This window comes from Streptomyces sp. NPDC059499 (genome assembly GCF_042749285.1).
GTDB lineage: Bacteria > Actinomycetota > Actinomycetes > Streptomycetales > Streptomycetaceae > Streptomyces.
On sequence record NZ_JBHYTT010000009.1, the window covers coordinates 26,462 to 40,546 of the forward strand.

General features: G+C 70.0%; 16 protein-coding genes. 8 read left to right on the top strand and 8 right to left on the bottom strand.

The features are described 5' to 3' along the window. Positions 1 to 37 precede the first annotated feature (37 nt). Positions 38 to 1,306 carry a tyrosine--tRNA ligase gene (gene tyrS, locus ACFW9O_RS21275; RefSeq protein WP_384611329.1) on the top strand — a complete coding sequence of 423 codons (1,269 nt, stop codon included), beginning with the start codon at positions 38 to 40 and terminating at the stop codon, positions 1,304 to 1,306. Between the two features lie 80 nt (positions 1,307 to 1,386). Here tyrS and ACFW9O_RS21280 read toward each other — a convergent pair whose 3' ends face one another. Further along, positions 1,387 to 1,668, bottom strand: a complete 282-nt coding sequence (locus ACFW9O_RS21280; RefSeq protein ID WP_351181227.1) for a GlsB/YeaQ/YmgE family stress response membrane protein — start codon at positions 1,666 to 1,668, stop codon at positions 1,387 to 1,389. Between the two features lie 209 nt (positions 1,669 to 1,877). On the opposite strand from ACFW9O_RS21280, the gene ACFW9O_RS21285 reads away from it, so the two are divergent. The 3 genes from ACFW9O_RS21285 (at position 1,878) to ACFW9O_RS21295 (ending at position 3,244) form a co-directional block, all read left to right on the top strand. Further along, positions 1,878 to 2,255, top strand: coding sequence for a DUF3099 domain-containing protein (locus ACFW9O_RS21285; protein WP_351181224.1), 378 nt, complete (start codon positions 1,878 to 1,880; stop codon positions 2,253 to 2,255). Positions 2,256 to 2,698: 443 nt separating this feature from the next. Then, on the top strand, positions 2,699 to 2,884 hold the full coding sequence (locus tag ACFW9O_RS21290; RefSeq protein WP_384611331.1) for a hypothetical protein: 186 nt from the start codon (positions 2,699 to 2,701) through the stop codon (positions 2,882 to 2,884). 111 nt (positions 2,885 to 2,995) lie between these two features. Next, positions 2,996 to 3,244, top strand: a complete 249-nt coding sequence (locus ACFW9O_RS21295) for a hypothetical protein (RefSeq protein ID WP_351181222.1) — start codon at positions 2,996 to 2,998, stop codon at positions 3,242 to 3,244. Here the strand turns inward: ACFW9O_RS21295 and moaA are convergent. The 3 genes from moaA to ACFW9O_RS21310 all read right to left on the bottom strand — a co-directional run bounded on the left by moaA (position 3,227) and on the right by ACFW9O_RS21310 (position 6,386). Beyond that, positions 3,227 to 4,216 (bottom strand): GTP 3',8-cyclase MoaA, encoded by a 990-nt coding sequence (gene moaA / locus ACFW9O_RS21300; protein ID WP_384611333.1) that lies wholly within the window; start codon positions 4,214 to 4,216, stop codon positions 3,227 to 3,229. The genes ACFW9O_RS21295 and moaA overlap by 18 nt on opposite strands. Before the next feature lie 155 nt (positions 4,217 to 4,371). Further along, positions 4,372 to 6,024, bottom strand: a complete 1,653-nt coding sequence (locus ACFW9O_RS21305; protein ID WP_384611335.1) for a cation acetate symporter — start codon at positions 6,022 to 6,024, stop codon at positions 4,372 to 4,374. Further along, positions 6,021 to 6,386 carry a DUF485 domain-containing protein gene (locus tag ACFW9O_RS21310; protein WP_329212480.1) on the bottom strand — a complete coding sequence of 122 codons (366 nt, stop codon included), beginning with the start codon at positions 6,384 to 6,386 and terminating at the stop codon, positions 6,021 to 6,023. The genes ACFW9O_RS21305 and ACFW9O_RS21310 overlap by 4 nt, the downstream gene beginning before the upstream one ends. A 301-nt stretch (positions 6,387 to 6,687) precedes the next feature. Here ACFW9O_RS21310 and ACFW9O_RS21315 point away from each other — a divergent pair, with 301 nt between their 5' ends. After that, entirely contained in the window at positions 6,688 to 8,217 is a 1,530-nt protein-coding gene (locus ACFW9O_RS21315; protein WP_384611337.1) for a S8 family serine peptidase, read from the top strand. Positions 8,218 to 8,287: 70 nt separating this feature from the next. Here ACFW9O_RS21315 and ACFW9O_RS21320 read toward each other — a convergent pair whose 3' ends face one another. The 4 genes from ACFW9O_RS21320 to ACFW9O_RS21335 all read right to left on the bottom strand — a co-directional run bounded on the left by ACFW9O_RS21320 (position 8,288) and on the right by ACFW9O_RS21335 (position 11,750). Continuing rightward, entirely contained in the window at positions 8,288 to 9,331 is a 1,044-nt protein-coding gene (locus ACFW9O_RS21320) for a zinc-dependent alcohol dehydrogenase family protein (protein WP_384611339.1), read from the bottom strand. Positions 9,332 to 9,352: 21 nt separating this feature from the next. Beyond that, positions 9,353 to 10,033, bottom strand: a complete 681-nt coding sequence (locus tag ACFW9O_RS21325; protein WP_384611341.1) for a lysoplasmalogenase — start codon at positions 10,031 to 10,033, stop codon at positions 9,353 to 9,355. After that, on the bottom strand, positions 10,030 to 10,920 hold the full coding sequence (locus tag ACFW9O_RS21330; protein WP_351168726.1) for a sterol desaturase family protein: 891 nt from the start codon (positions 10,918 to 10,920) through the stop codon (positions 10,030 to 10,032). Before ACFW9O_RS21330 ends, ACFW9O_RS21325 begins: the two co-directional genes overlap by 4 nt. A gap of 110 nt (positions 10,921 to 11,030) precedes the next feature. Further along, complete coding sequence (locus tag ACFW9O_RS21335; RefSeq protein ID WP_384611343.1) at positions 11,031 to 11,750, bottom strand: VIT family protein; 720 nt, start codon at positions 11,748 to 11,750, stop codon at positions 11,031 to 11,033. A gap of 142 nt (positions 11,751 to 11,892) precedes the next feature. On the opposite strand from ACFW9O_RS21335, the gene ACFW9O_RS21340 reads away from it, so the two are divergent. The 3 genes from ACFW9O_RS21340 (at position 11,893) to ACFW9O_RS21350 (ending at position 14,055) form a co-directional block, all read left to right on the top strand. Beyond that, a complete protein-coding gene (locus ACFW9O_RS21340; RefSeq protein WP_384611345.1) occupies positions 11,893 to 12,894 on the top strand; it encodes a DEDDh family exonuclease in 1,002 nt (333 codons plus the stop codon). Positions 12,895 to 12,958: 64 nt separating this feature from the next. Then, positions 12,959 to 13,192, top strand: coding sequence for a hypothetical protein (locus tag ACFW9O_RS21345; protein ID WP_073747930.1), 234 nt, complete (start codon positions 12,959 to 12,961; stop codon positions 13,190 to 13,192). Positions 13,193 to 13,260: 68 nt separating this feature from the next. Next, entirely contained in the window at positions 13,261 to 14,055 is a 795-nt protein-coding gene (locus ACFW9O_RS21350) for an SURF1 family protein (protein WP_384611347.1), read from the top strand. Positions 14,056 to 14,085: the final 30 nt, after the last annotated feature.

Genomic DNA, 14,085 nt, shown 5'->3' on the forward strand with positions numbered 1-14,085 from the left:
ATCGACCCATCTCGACCCTTCGAGGAGCGAAAAGACCGTGACGGACATCGTCGACGAGCTGAAGTGGCGTGGGCTGTTCGCCCAGTCCACTGACGAGGACGCACTGCGCAAGGCTCTCGCGGACGGCCCGGTCACGTTCTATTGCGGGTTCGACCCCACCGCGGCGAGTCTGCACGTCGGTCACCTGGTGCAGGTGCTCACCATGCGCCGGCTCCAGCAGGCCGGGCTGAAGCCGCTCGCCCTGGTCGGCGGGGCCACCGGCCAGATCGGTGACCCGCGGCCGACCGCGGAGCGCACGCTGAACGACCCGGAGACCATTGCCGCGTGGGTCCAGCGGCTGCGCGGGCAGATCGAGCCCTTCCTCGCCTTCGAGGGTCCGAACGCCGCGACGATGGTGAACAACCTGGACTGGACCGCGGGCATGTCCGCGATCGAGTTCCTGCGGGACATCGGCAAGCACTTCCGGGTCAACAAGATGCTCACCAAGGACTCGGTCGCCCGTCGGCTGGAGTCCCAGGAGGGCATCAGCTACACGGAGTTCAGCTACCAGCTGCTGCAGGGCATGGACTTCCTGGAGCTGTACCGGCGCTACGGCTGCACCCTCCAGCAGGGCGGCAGCGACCAGTGGGGCAACCTCACGGCGGGGATCGACCTGATCCACCGCGTGGAGCCGGCCGCCTCCGTGCACGCATTGGCGACCCCGCTGATGGTGAAGGCGGACGGCACCAAGTTCGGCAAGTCCGAGAGCGGGGCCGTCTGGCTCGACCCGGAGATGACGACGCCGTACGCCTTCTACCAGTTCTGGCTGAATGTGGACGACCGGGACATCTCCACGTACATGCGCATCCTCAGCTTCAAGAGCCGTGAGGAGCTCGAGGAGCTGGAGCAGCTCACCGAGGAGCGCCCGCAGGCCCGTTCGGCCCAGCGTGCGCTGGCCGAGGAGCTGACGACGCTGGTGCACGGCGGCGCGCAGTGCGCGGCCGTCATCGCGGCTTCGAAGGCGCTGTTCGGCCAGGGCGATCTCGGCGAGCTGGACGGGGCGACGCTGGGCGCCGCCCTGTCCGAGGTGCCGCACGCCGAGGTCACCGAGCTCGGTCCGGTGGTGGATCTCCTGGTCGAGGTCGGTCTGGCGCCGAGCAAGTCGGCCGCCCGCCGCACGGTCAAGGAGGGCGGTGCCTACGTGAACAACGTGAAGGTCACCGACGGCGAGGCCGCCCCGGCCCGCGAGGAGCTGCTGCACGGGCGCTGGCTGGTGCTGCGCCGCGGCAAGAAGAACCTGGCGGCCGTCGAGGTCACGGCCGGCTGATCCGGCCGACGGCACTCACGGCACAGCACTGCGGCCGGTCACGCGTGACGCGTGGCCGGCCGCAGTGCTGCGGTGCTTGGTCAGGTCCGCTGTTTGCCGCGGCTGCTCCTGATCGACTGCCAGAGCATGTCGCCGACTCCGACGACGGCCACGGCACCGATCAGCTGCAGCAGGTGGCGCATCCAGTCGATGCCCTTGGTCTCGTTGACACCGATCCAGGTCGCGACGGCGTTGCCCAGGATGCTTCCGAGGATGCCGAACACGGTCGTCAGCCAGAGGGGGATGTCCTGTTTGCCCGGCAGGATCGCCCGGGCGATCAGGCCCAGTACCAGACCCACGATGATTGCCCACAACCAGCTCATATCGCCTCCTCGTGCGGCGCGGTGTGCGCACGTTCGGCCAGTCTCGGCCCGTCGGACGTACGCCGCATGCCGGACGGGTCCGTACGTGGTGCGGCGGTACGGATCAGGACGGACTGGACATGCCCCGGTCTCGAACCCGGCGGATGCCGGGCGTACCGTAGGAGCGGCCCGGTCCGGGACGGCCCGGCACAGCGATCTGGTGGTGGAACATGGCGCGGAAGCGGAGCGGCACGGAGGTCTTCCGGATCACCGGAGCCCGCCAGGGGCTTGCCGACGACGTACGTGGCAGGCAGCGGCGCTACATCATCTCGATGTCCGTGCGGACCGTCTCGGTGGTGCTCGCGGCAACACTGTGGAACGTCGAGAGGCATGTGGCCGTGGTGGCCCTCGCCCTGGGCGTCCTGCTCCCCTATGTCGCGGTGGTCATCGCCAACGCCGGTCGTGAGAACGCCCCTTCACTTCCCTCGACGTTCGTGCCCGCACCCGTGCGTCCCGCTCTCGGCACCGCCCCTGCGGCGGGTCCTCCGGAGCCGGCCCCGGAGGCCGGGCAGGCGGGCAGCACCGGAAACGCGCGCGAGAACGAGTGAGCCGGCGGGCCGGGAAAGCTCAATAAAAGCTCAGATCAATCATGAAGTTCCGGTGCACCACACCCTGGTCCCCGTGACATACTTCGTACGCGCTCCGCATCCCCCGTCGGAGCGACGGACCGACGCCGGGCAGCTCCCCCCGTGGCTGCTCGGCGTCGCCATTTCTCCGGCGGGGATGCGTCGATGTAGCCCATGGCCTCGATCTTTCGCGTGAGCCCGTCAGCCTGCTGACGGGCTCTTCTTCGTCTACTGCGGCGGGTGGCGATCCGGACGATCTCCAGCGAGATCGCCGATCACCGCAGGTCAGGACAGCCTGAGAAAGCTCAGGAAAAGCTCAGATCAATCATGAAGTTCCGGTGCACCCCACCCGTTTGGCCATGAGACAGTTGCGGCCCGGTTGGCGCCAACCCCTGAACGCCACAGCGAAGAAGGGGTCAACTCACATGACACACGGACCGCGTAGGCATCCGCTCGACGGGCTCACGGATCGCCGGAACTGGTTGATCATCGTCATCGTCGTCGTCGCAGCCGCACCATGGATCGGTGAGCAGACTGCCGCTGCCGCGCTCGGCCTGCTTGCGGCGGCGCTCCCCGCGACCACTCGGACCCGGGGTGGGCGCACCGCCTGACCAGCGTTGACGGCAAGTGCTCGGCCGGAAGTGCGGGCCGAGCACTTCGCACGTCAGCCGTGGCCCCACGGGCCGTCTCGACCATGAAGCCGCGAGGCTAGGGTTGAGGTCGTGAACCTCCCCGAGACTTCCGCCGAGAGCGCCACCGGTGCGCCTGTCTGTTCCGCCAAGGGCTGCCGCGCCGATGCCGTGTGGGTGCTCGCCTGGAACAACCCGAAGCTGCACACCCCGGAGCGGCGCAAGACCTGGCTGGCCTGTGACGAGCACCGGGAGCACCTCTCCTCCTTCCTCGGGGTACGAGGATTCCTGAAGGATGTCGTGCCCCTCGCGGAGTGGGAGTCCTCAGCCGCCGATCGCTGACATCGGCCGGTCGGGCTGCAGGAAGGCCGGGTCGTCGAGTCCGGAGCCCGCCTTCTTGCCCCACATCGCAAGCTTCCAGATCCTCGCGATCTCCTCGTCCGGGGCGTCCGAGCGCAGGGCGCCGCGCAGGTCCGTCTCCTCGCGGGCGAACAGGCAGGTGCGGACCTGGCCGTCGGCGGTGAGCCTGGTGCGGTCGCAGGCCCGGCAGAACGGCCTGGTCACGGAGGCGATGACACCGACGCTGTGCGGGCCGCCGTCCACGGTCCAGCGCTCGGCGGGGGCGGATCCGCGCGCGTCCTCACCCTCGGCGGTGAGGGTGAAGCGGGTGCGCAGCGACTCCAGGATGTCACCGGCCGTGATCATTCCGTCGCGCTTCCAGCCGTGCTGGGCATCGAGGGGCATCTGCTCGATGAAGCGGAGCTCGTAGTCGTGCTCGACGGCCCAGGCAAGGAGCTCGGGGGCCTCGTCGTCGTTGAGTCCGGGCATCAGGACCGTGTTGACCTTGACCGGGGTGAGTCCGGCGTCGCGCGCGGACTCGAGTCCGTCCAGCACGTCCCGGTGCCGGTCACGGCGGGTGAGGGTCTTGAAGACGTCGGGGCGCAGGGTGTCCAGGGAGACGTTGACCCGGTCCAGGCCGGCGGCCTTCAGGGCCGCGGCGGTGCGCTTGAGTCCGATGCCGTTGGTCGTGAGCGACATCCTGGGGCGGGGTTCCAGGGCGGCGCACTGTTCGACGATGGAGACGAGTCCGGGGCGCAGCAGCGGCTCGCCGCCGGTGAAGCGGACCTCTCGGATGCCGAGGTCGGTGACGGCGATGCGGATGAGCCTGACGATCTCGTCGTCGCTCAGCAGCTCCTGCTTGGCCAACCACTGCAGGCCTTCCTCGGGCATGCAGTAGGTGCAGCGCAGGTTGCACTTGTCGGTCAGCGATACACGCAGGTCCGTGGCGACCCTGCCGTAGGTGTCGATGAGCACTGTGGGCCCCCTCCCCCGGTGATGTCCGCAGTTGCGGCCTGACTCCTCCGAGACTACGCGAGACCTGTGACATCGCGGGTGCCCGATTGACACGAGCTGCGGCGGGGCCCCGTCGTAGGTCTCTACGACGGGGCCCCGCCGGGGTGCGGCGTGTGTCAGTGAGCGCCGACGCCAGTGAGGGACTTGACCTCGAGTTCGGCGTACTTGCCCGCGTCCGGCTCCTCCTTGGAGAGGAGCGAGCCGATCCAGCCGAGCAGGAAGCCCAGCGGGATGGAGACGAGGCCCGGGTTCTCCAGGGGGAACCAGGCGAAGTCGACCTCCGGGAACATCGAGGTGGCCTTCCCGGAGACGACCGGGGAGAACAGCACCAGGAAGACGGAGGAGAAGAGTCCGCCGTAGATGGACCACAGCGCGCCCTGGGTCGTGAACCGCTTCCAGAAGAGGCTGTAGAGGATGGTCGGCAGGTTGGCCGACGCGGCGACGGCGAAGGCCAGGGCGACGAGCCCCGCCACGTTCAGGTCGCGGGCCATCGCGCCGAGCGCGATGGAGACGACGCCGATGGCGACGGTGGCCCACTTCGCGGCGCGCATCTCCTCCTTCTCCGTGGCCTTCCCCTTGCGGATGACGTTGGCGTAGATGTCGTGGGCGAAGGAGGACGAGGACGCGAGGGTGAGGCCCGCGACGACGGCGAGGATCGTGGCGAAGGCGACGGCCGAGATCACGGCGAGCATGATCGCGCCGCCCGTGGTGCCGACCCCGCCGAGGTATTCGGCGAGCTGGGGTGCCGCCGCGTTGCCCGCCGGGTTCTTCGCCTTGATCTCCTCCGGTCCGATCAGTGCCGCGGCACCGAAGCCGAGGGCGATCGTCATCAGGTAGAAGGAGCCGATGATGCCGATGGCCCAGTTGACGGACTTCCGGGCGGCCTTGGAGGTCGGCACCGTGTAGAAGCGGATCAGGATGTGCGGCAGGCCCGCGGTGCCCAGGACCAGCGCGATGCCGAGGGAGATGAAGTCCAGCTTGGTGATCGCGTCCGCGCCGTACTTGAGGCCGGGCTCGAGGAACGCCTTCGCGTCGCCCTGCTGTCCGGCGAGACTCTTCTCGGCCGCGGTGCCCAGCAGGTCGGAGATGTTGAAGTTGAACTTCCACAGCACCATGAACGTCATCAGCAGGGCGCCCGCGATGAGCAGCACGGCCTTGACCATCTGCACCCAGGTGGTGCCCTTCATGCCGCCGATGGTGACGTAGAGGATCATGAGCACGCCGACCAGCGCCACGATGACGATCTTGCCCGTGTCACTGGTGATGCCGAGCAGCAGCGAGACGAGGACGCCCGCGCCCGCCATCTGCGCCAGCAGGTAGAAGATCGACACGACGATGGTGGAGGCGCCCGCGGCCGTACGGACCGGCCGCTGCCGCATCCGGTACGCGAGGACGTCGCCCATGGTGTAGCGGCCGGAGTTGCGCAGCGGTTCCGCGACGAGCAGCAGGGCCACGAGCCAGGCGACGAGGAAGCCGATGGAGTAGAGGAAGCCGTCGTACCCGAAGAGCGCGATGGCACCGGCGATGCCGAGGAAGGACGCCGCGGACATGTAGTCGCCGGAGACGGCGAGGCCGTTCTGGAAGGCCGTGAACTGGCGTCCGCCCGCGTAGAAGTCGGAGGCGCTCTTGGTCTGCCGGCCCGCCCAGACGGTGATGGCCAGGGTCGCGGCGACGAAGACCGCGAAGAGGCTGATGATCAGCGGCCGGTGCTCGGTCGTGGACGAGGCGGCGAGCTGGATCGCGGACTGCGAGTGGTATACGGCGCTCATGCGTCGGCCTCCATACGGGACTTGATGGCCTCCGCCTTGGGGTCGAGCTTCGCCGAGGCGTGGCGCGAGTAGAGCCAGGCGATGAGGAACGTGGTGGCGAACTGGGCGAGGCCGAAGACGAAGGCCACGTTGAAGTTGGCGACGACGACGGTTCCCATGAAGTCGCCGGCGTAGCTGGACAGCAGCACGTACAGCAGGTACCAGGCGATGAAGCCGACGGTCAGCGGAAAGGCGAAGGAGCGCTGTGAGCGGCGCAGTTCGGCGAACTCCGCGCTCTTCTGCACCTCGAGGAATGCCTCGGTCGTGGGCTGGGCGGGACTGGTGTCCTTCGTGCCCGGGGGCGGCGGTGCATCGGTAGCCACGGATTCTCCTCGCGACGCGGGTGCGGTGGTCTGGGCAGTGGTTTTCACAGGGAGTCCTCTGTGTGGTGGGGGTTGGCGTGCGACTCCCTGACAACGGCACGGAGAGCACGGCGAAGCGGTTCACCGCAGATTCGCCGTTCTCGGACCCACCTCCGCGGATGCGCCTCCCCGAGATCACACCTCGAACTCACTTGCCCTTATTCATTGATGCGGCGGCATGATCGGCGATAACTTCACTCGTTATGTACCCGGCCGGACACGCCGTGTGTCCGGCCGCAGGCACGGATGATGTGGAGAACCCATGGCTCATCTGGCATCCAGACGGACACGCGCACTCACGCTGCCCGTCGGACTGGCCCTCACGGCCTCGCTCGGTTTCCTCCCGGGAACCGCGACGGCCGCTCCGGCCCAGGAGCCGACCGCGGCGGTGTCGACCGACGGCCCGAAGCTGTCGTACGTCGTGAACACGCGGGCCGGTCACGGCACCGTCAAGCAGGTGAAGAAGGCGATAGCCAAGGCCGGCGGCACAGTCGTGGCGTCGTACGACAGGATCGGCGTCATCGTCGTCCACTCGCAGAACCCGGACTTCGGCCCGACGATCCGCAAGGCCAAGGGCGTTCAGTCGGCGGGGTCCACGCGCACCAGCCCGATCGTCCCGCAGGCCACCAAGGACATCGGGGTCGAGCAGCCGCTCACGGCCGGACAGACCGCGGCAGCCGCGGCGGACGCCAAGGCCGGTCAGGACCCGCTGGAGCCCCTGCAGTGGTCCCTGCCCGCCATCAAGGCGGACAAGGCGCAGGAGAAGTCGCTCGGCAGCAAGAGGGTAACGGTCGCCGTCATCGACACGGGTGTGGACGACACGCACCCGGACCTGGCGCCCAACTTCGACCGCGCCGCATCGGTGAACTGTGTGTCCGGCGCGCCGGACACGACGGACGGCGCCTGGCGGCCCGCCGCCGGTGAGAGCCCCCACGGCACGCACGTCGCGGGCACCATAGCCGCGGCGAAGAACGGTGCCGGTGTCACCGGCGTGGCGCCCGGTGTGAAGGTCTCCGGCATCAAGGTGTCCACGCCGGCCGGCTTCTTCTACACGGAGGCCGTCGTCTGCGGCTTCATGTGGGCCGCCGACCACGGTGTCGACGTGACGAACAACAGCTATTACACCGACCCGTGGATGTTCAACTGCACGAACGATCCGGACCAGGGCGCCCTGGTCGACGCGATCACCCGGGCGACCCGCTACGCGGAGAGCAAGGGCACCGTCAACGTCGCGGCCTCGGGCAACTCCCGGTTCGACCTGGCGTCCGACGCGATCGAGGACGCGAGCAGCCCGAACGACACCGAGCCGGTCACCCGGACCATCGACCCGAGCCTCTGCCCCGACATCCCGACGCAGCTCCCGGGCGTCGTGACGGTCTCGGCAACCGGTGCCAAGGGCCTCAAGTCCTCTTACTCCAACTACGGTCTCGGCGTCATCGACGTGGCTGCACCGGGCGGCGACTCGACGGTCTACCAGACGCCCGACGCCCCTGCCACCAGCGGCCTGATCCTGTCCACGCTGCCCGGCGGCGGGTTCGGCTACATGGCCGGTACGTCCATGGCGTCCCCGCATGTCGCGGGCGTCGCGGCCCTGATCAAGTCGACCCACCCGTACGCCTCGGCGCGCACGGTGAAGGCACTGCTGACGCACCAGGCGGACGCCACGGCCTGTGGCGCCCCGTACGACATCAACGGTGACGGAACGATCGACGCGGTCTGCGAGGGCGGCACGAACTACAACGGCTTCTACGGAGCCGGTGTCGTGGACGCGCTCGACGCGGTCCGCAGGTAACACCTGCGGCAGGGCGTGAGGAGGGGCCGGGGACGCTGTCCCCGGCCCCTTCCGCCGCTTCGGGAGGCGGTTACGGCTTGATGAGCACCTTGAGGGCGGTGCGCTCGTCCATCGCCTTGTAGCCGCCGGGGACCCCCTCCAGTCCGACGCTCACGTCGAAGACGGGAGAGGGGTCGATCGTGCCGTCCAGCACGTCGGGGAGCAGTTCCGGGATGTACGTGCGCACGGGGGCCACGCCGCCGCGCAGCGCGATGTTCCGGTCGAACATGACACCGAGGTCGAGTCCGGTGCCGCTGCCGTGCGGGACGCCGACGTACCCGATGGAGCCGCCGTCGCGGACGATGCCGATGGCCGTGCGCATCGACTGCTCGGTGCCGACCGCCTCGATCACCCCGTGGGTGCCCTCGCCGCGGGTCAGTTCACGCACGGCGGCGACGGCGGCCTCGCCGCGCTCGGCGACGACGTCCGTGGCGCCGAAGGCGCGGGCGATGTCGGTACGGGCCTCGTGGCGGCCCAGCGCGATGATCCGCTCGGCCCCGAGCCGCTTGGCGGCCATGACGCCGCACAGGCCGACCGCACCGTCACCGACGACCGCGACGGTGCTGCCGGGCTTCACCGCCGCGCCGATCGCGGCGTGGTGCCCGGTGCCGAGGACGTCGGAGAGTGCCAGGAGCGCGGTGAGCAGCCGGTCGTCGGAGGCGGCTGCCGCCGGGAGCTTGACGAGGGTTCCGTCGGCGAACGGGACCCGCACGGCCTCGCCCTGGCCGCCGTCGGACCCGACCGATCCCCAGAATCCGCCCTGGGCGCAGGACGTGGTGAGGCCCTCCGCGCAGTAGGCGCACGTGCCGTCGGACCAGACGAACGGGGCGACGACGAGGTCGCCGACGGCGAAGCCGTTGACCGCGGAGCCCGCTGCCTCGACGATGCCGAGGAACTCGTGGCCGATGCGCTGGCCGGGCTGCCGGGCCGATTCGCCGCGGTAGGCCCACAGGTCGCTGCCGCAGATGCAGGCCCGCAGGACCCGCAGGACCACGTCGGTCGGCTGCTGGACCGTCGGGTCGGGCACCTCCTCGACGCGGATGTCGTGGGGGGCATGGATCACGGTGGCGCGCATGCGTGGGGGTCCTCGCTGGTCTCAGATGCTGATACTCCCCTCACGGTACGCCCCACGGGCCGGGCCGGTGGAATCACCTCGGCCGGCGAGCGCTCCCGTGGTGAGCAGGTACTGCGCGGCCAGATAGGTCAGCATGATCCAGAAGTCGTGGACGGGCAGCTGCGGCCAGTCGGCGATGCCGGTCGCGATGAGTGCGTCGGAGAACAGGAAGAGCGCGCCGCCGAGTGCCGCGTACCGGCCGAGGATGCCGGCCCGCCAGGCCATGGTGGTGAGGAGCAGGCTGTAGCCGGTCAGCGGGATCCGCAGGTCCGCGGGCAGGCCGGGCCAGAGCAGGACGAGAAAGGTCACGAGGACGGCGGCGTACACGAGACCGGCCGGCCTGGAGGCCCCGGCGCGCCCGAAGAGCCACAGGTAGCAGAGGTGGCCCGCGGCGAAGGAGCCCATTCCGGCGAGGAAGGCCGCCTCCGCGTCGGGCATCAGCAGCACGTCCCCGCCCCAGCCGAGGAGCAGCGCGGCGATGAGCAGCCGGGGGCCTCCCCGGGCGGCGGCGTAGGCGGCGAGCAGGGGCATCAGCAGCGGCTTGGTGACCAGGTGGACGGTGTCGATGCCGGCGAGGAGCCCGGCCAGGTGGAGGGCGGCGGCGGCGAGGAAGGCCGCGAGCAGCGGGCGGACGAGGCGGGGTGCGCCGGTGCGCGGGCTCATCCGGTGCGCTCCGCGGAGGTGCGCGGCTGTACGGGGGCCGCTGCGGGCGCCCTGCCCGCGGGCTGCCAGCCCGGGCCGCGGAAGACCCGGCCCGCCCGCTCGCTCCAGGTGTCCGCCGCCCGTACGTCACGGGCTATGGCCGCGTACTCATGGGTCGCGACGCGGAGCGGGTTGTTGGTGGCGATGTTCTTGGTAAGGCCGAAGACGGGACGTTCGGTCTCCGCGGTGAAGGAGCCGAAGAGCCGGTCCCAGATGATCAGGATCCCGCCGAAGTTCCGGTCGAGGTAGCCGCCCTGGGAGGCGTGGTGCACCCGGTGGTGCGAGGGCGTGTTGAGTACGTACTCGAAGGGGCGGGGCAGTCTGTCGATCCGTTCGGTGTGCACCCAGAACTGGTAGACGAGATTCGCCGAGGAGCAGAAGGCGAGTGCCGCCGGGTGGACGCCGCAGGCGATGAGCGGGACGTAGAACGGCCAGACGGTCAGCGAGGTCCAGGGCTGGCGCAGCGCGGTGGTGAGGTTGAACTTCCGGCTGGAGTGGTGGACCACGTGGCAGGCCCAGAGGATCCGTATGACGTGGTGGCCGCGGTGGGACCAGTAGTAGAAGAAGTCCTGCGCGAGCAGCATCAGCAGGATCGTCCACCACAGGACGGGAACGCGCAGCGGGGTCAGTTCGTACACCGCGGCGTAGATCGCGACGATGGGGATCTTCCACAGCAGGTCGAAGGCCAGGCTGCCGAGGCCCATGGTGACGCTGGTGGCGGCGTCCTTGGCGTCGTACCCGGCGGCGTCCTCGTCCGGGTGAACCCGGTGGATCACCATTTCGAGGACGGTGAGCAGGACGAAGGCCGGGATCGACCACAGCACGACATCGGGCAGGTTCGGCTCCATGCGAGCACCGTAGAGCGGCCGGACGGCCGGGGGCTAGACGTTGTTACCCACAAGTATGCGAGACCGGATGTCAGCAGCTGTTGGCAGGTTCCACCAAGGGCCGCCCCGCCTCACACCCCCGCGGCCCCCAGCAACGCCCCCGCGCCGTAGGTCACCGCCATCGCCACCGCTCCCCCGCCCATGTTCCGCAGCACCGCACGCCCCACCGCCGCGTCACCGAGCCGCGCGCTCCACCAGCCGGTGAGCGCCAGGGCCGCGAGTACCGACACCACCGTGACCGCGAGCCGCACCGAGGGAGGCGGCAGCACGATCGCCAGCAGGGGCAGCAGCGCACCCACCGTGAACGCCAGGAAACTCGCGCCCGCCGCGTGCCACGGGTTGGTCAGCTCGTCCGGGTCGATGCCCAGCTCGACCTCCGCGTGGGCGCGCAGCGCATCGCGCTCCGTGAGCTGGACGGCCGCCTCGCGGGCCACCTCCGCGCTCAGTCCCTTCTCCTCCAACAGGCCGGTCAGTTCGACGAGTTCGGCCTCCGGGGTCTCCTCCAGCTCGCGCTTCTCCGTCGCCAGCGCCGCCTTCTCGGAATCGCGCTGGGTGGACACCGATACGTACTCGCCGGCCGCCATCGACATGGACCCGGCGAGCAGCCCGGCCAGACCCGCCGTCAGCAGGGCGGCCCTGTCGTCCGTCGCCCCGGCGACGCCGACGACGAGGCCCGCGGTGGAGACCACACCGTCGTTGGCGCCGAGGACCGCGGCCCGGAGCCAGTTGAGTCGGGCACCAAGTCCGTTTTGATGGGGTTCGTCGTGTGTCTGCGTCTGTGTGTCCGTCACCTCGGGAGGGTCTCACCGCAGGGTCGCCCGCCGCACCCCGACCCGCCCGCCCGCCGGCTCGGCCAACTGCTCGGCACCCGCTCCGGGTTCGCGGTCCGCGGGCGCCCGAATAGGGCACTGTCGGTCGCGGCCCGTATTCTCTGTGACCATGCTCGACGACCGCCAGACCGCAACGCCGTGGCCGACCGCCTACCCCCAGGGGTACGCGGTCGTCGACGTGGAGACCACGGGACTCGCCCGTGACGACCGGATAGTGTCCGCGGCCGTCTACCGCCTGAACGCCCTGGGCGACGTCGAGGACCACTGGTACACGCTGGTGAACCCCCAGAGGGATCCCGGGCCCGTCTGGATCCATGGCCTGACCAGCGCCGTCCTGGAGGGCGCACCGCTCTTCCCCGAGGTGGCCGCGCAGCTGTCCGAGCGCCTCGCCGGCCGGGTGCTCGTCGCGCACAACGCGGCGTTCGACTGGTCGATGCTCGCCCGGGAGTACGCGCGCGCGGCGGTCGTCGCGCCCGTCGAGCAGCGGCTGTGCACCATCGCGCTCTCCAAGGAGCTCCGGCTTCCCCTCCCCAACCACAAGCTGGAGTCGCTCGCCGCGCACTTCGGCGTGGTGCAGCAGCGGGCGCACCACGCGCTGGACGATGCCCGGGTGCTGGCCGAGGCCTTCCGGCCGAGTCTGCACGCGGCCGCCCGGGACGGGATGCGGCTGCCCCTGCTGGAGTGCCGGCCGCTGACCGAGTGGTCCGACTCCCCGGTCACCCCGCGCATCGGCTACCAGGCGTCGCACGGCCAGGGCAGCTGGCGGCCCTCACGCAAGCGCCCCGCGTGCCCGTACCCGAATCCAGGGCGGTACGAGTCGGACAAACCCCTCATGCAGGGGATGCGGGTGGCGTTCTCCGGAGACACCTCGATCGACCGCGAGCTGCTGGAGGACCGCGCCGTGGAAGCGGGCCTGCACGTGGCGACCAGCGTCTCCCGGCTCACCAGTCTGCTCGTCAGCAACGATCCGGACGCGGCGACGTCGAAGACGGTGAAGGCGAAGTCGTTCGGCACGCCGATCCTGGAGGAGAGCGCCTTCACCCATCTGCTGCGGGACGTGGCACCGGCGCGGTCGCGGGTCGTGCCGCCGCCGTCATCGGAGTGAACCGGGCGCGACTCGCCCGCCGCCCGCTCGCCCGCCGCCGCCCTCTCGTCCGACCCTGTGGCGCATGGCACGTTGCGAGGTTTGCGGAAACGACTACGGGATGTCCTTCGAGGTGCACGCGCAGGGCGCGGTGCATGTCTTCGACTGCTTCTCCTGCGCCATCCACCGCATGGCGCCCATCTGTGAGCACTGCCGGGTCCAGGTGATCGGCCAGGGCGTCGAGGTCGACGGCCACTGGTACTGCGGCGGACACTGCGCCCGGGCCGAGGGAAGGGCGGGCATCGTGGACAAAGTGTGACGCTCCGCCCCGGCGCCCCGGGGACCCCTGCGTGCTGCACCCCATGACCCCGGTTGTACGGTCATGGGGTGTACCGCTTCCTGTTGACCCGGCAGTGGGTGATTCTCACCCTCCTCGTCCTCGTCCTGATTCCCACGATGGTCGAGCTCGGTTTCTGGCAGCTGCACCGGCATCAGCACCGCGTCGCGCAGAATGCGCTGATCTCACAGAACCTCGAGGCGAAGCCGGTCCCGGTCTCCCGCCTCACCTCCCCGGGACACACCGTTCCCCGTTCCGACTACTGGCGCGCGGTGACCGCCACCGGCACGTTCGACACCGCGCACGAGGTGGTCGTACGGCGCCGTACCTCGAAGGACGAGCGCATCGGTGTCCACGTCCTGACCCCGCTGGACCTCAAGGGCGGCGGCACCGTGCTGGTCAACCGCGGGTGGGTTCCCTCCGCCGACACCCAGCAGGCCTTCCCCGAGGTCCCGGCCCCGCCCCGGGGCGAGGTCACCGTCACCGGCAGGCTGAAGGCCGACGAGACGACGGGCGCCAGTGGCATCAAGGACCTGGCAGGTCTGCCCGACCGCCAGGTGATGCTCATCAACAGCGCCCAGCAGTCGCAGCTCCTCGGCAGGCCCGTCCTGGGCGGATATCTCGAACTGACCGCCCCCGAAACGGCTGACGGCACCCCCGAGATGATCCCCGCCCCCGACGACGGCTCCATCGGCTCGCACATGGCCTATGCCGTCCAGTGGTGGCTCTTCGCCGCCGGCCTGCCCGTCGGCTGGGTGATTCTCGTACGGCGCGAGAAGCACGACCGCGAACAGGCGGCGCGGGAGAGCGAGACGGCCGGGGAGCCCGCACCCGTCTCCGTGTAGCCCGTGCCGGTCTTCGTGCAGCCCGTGCGT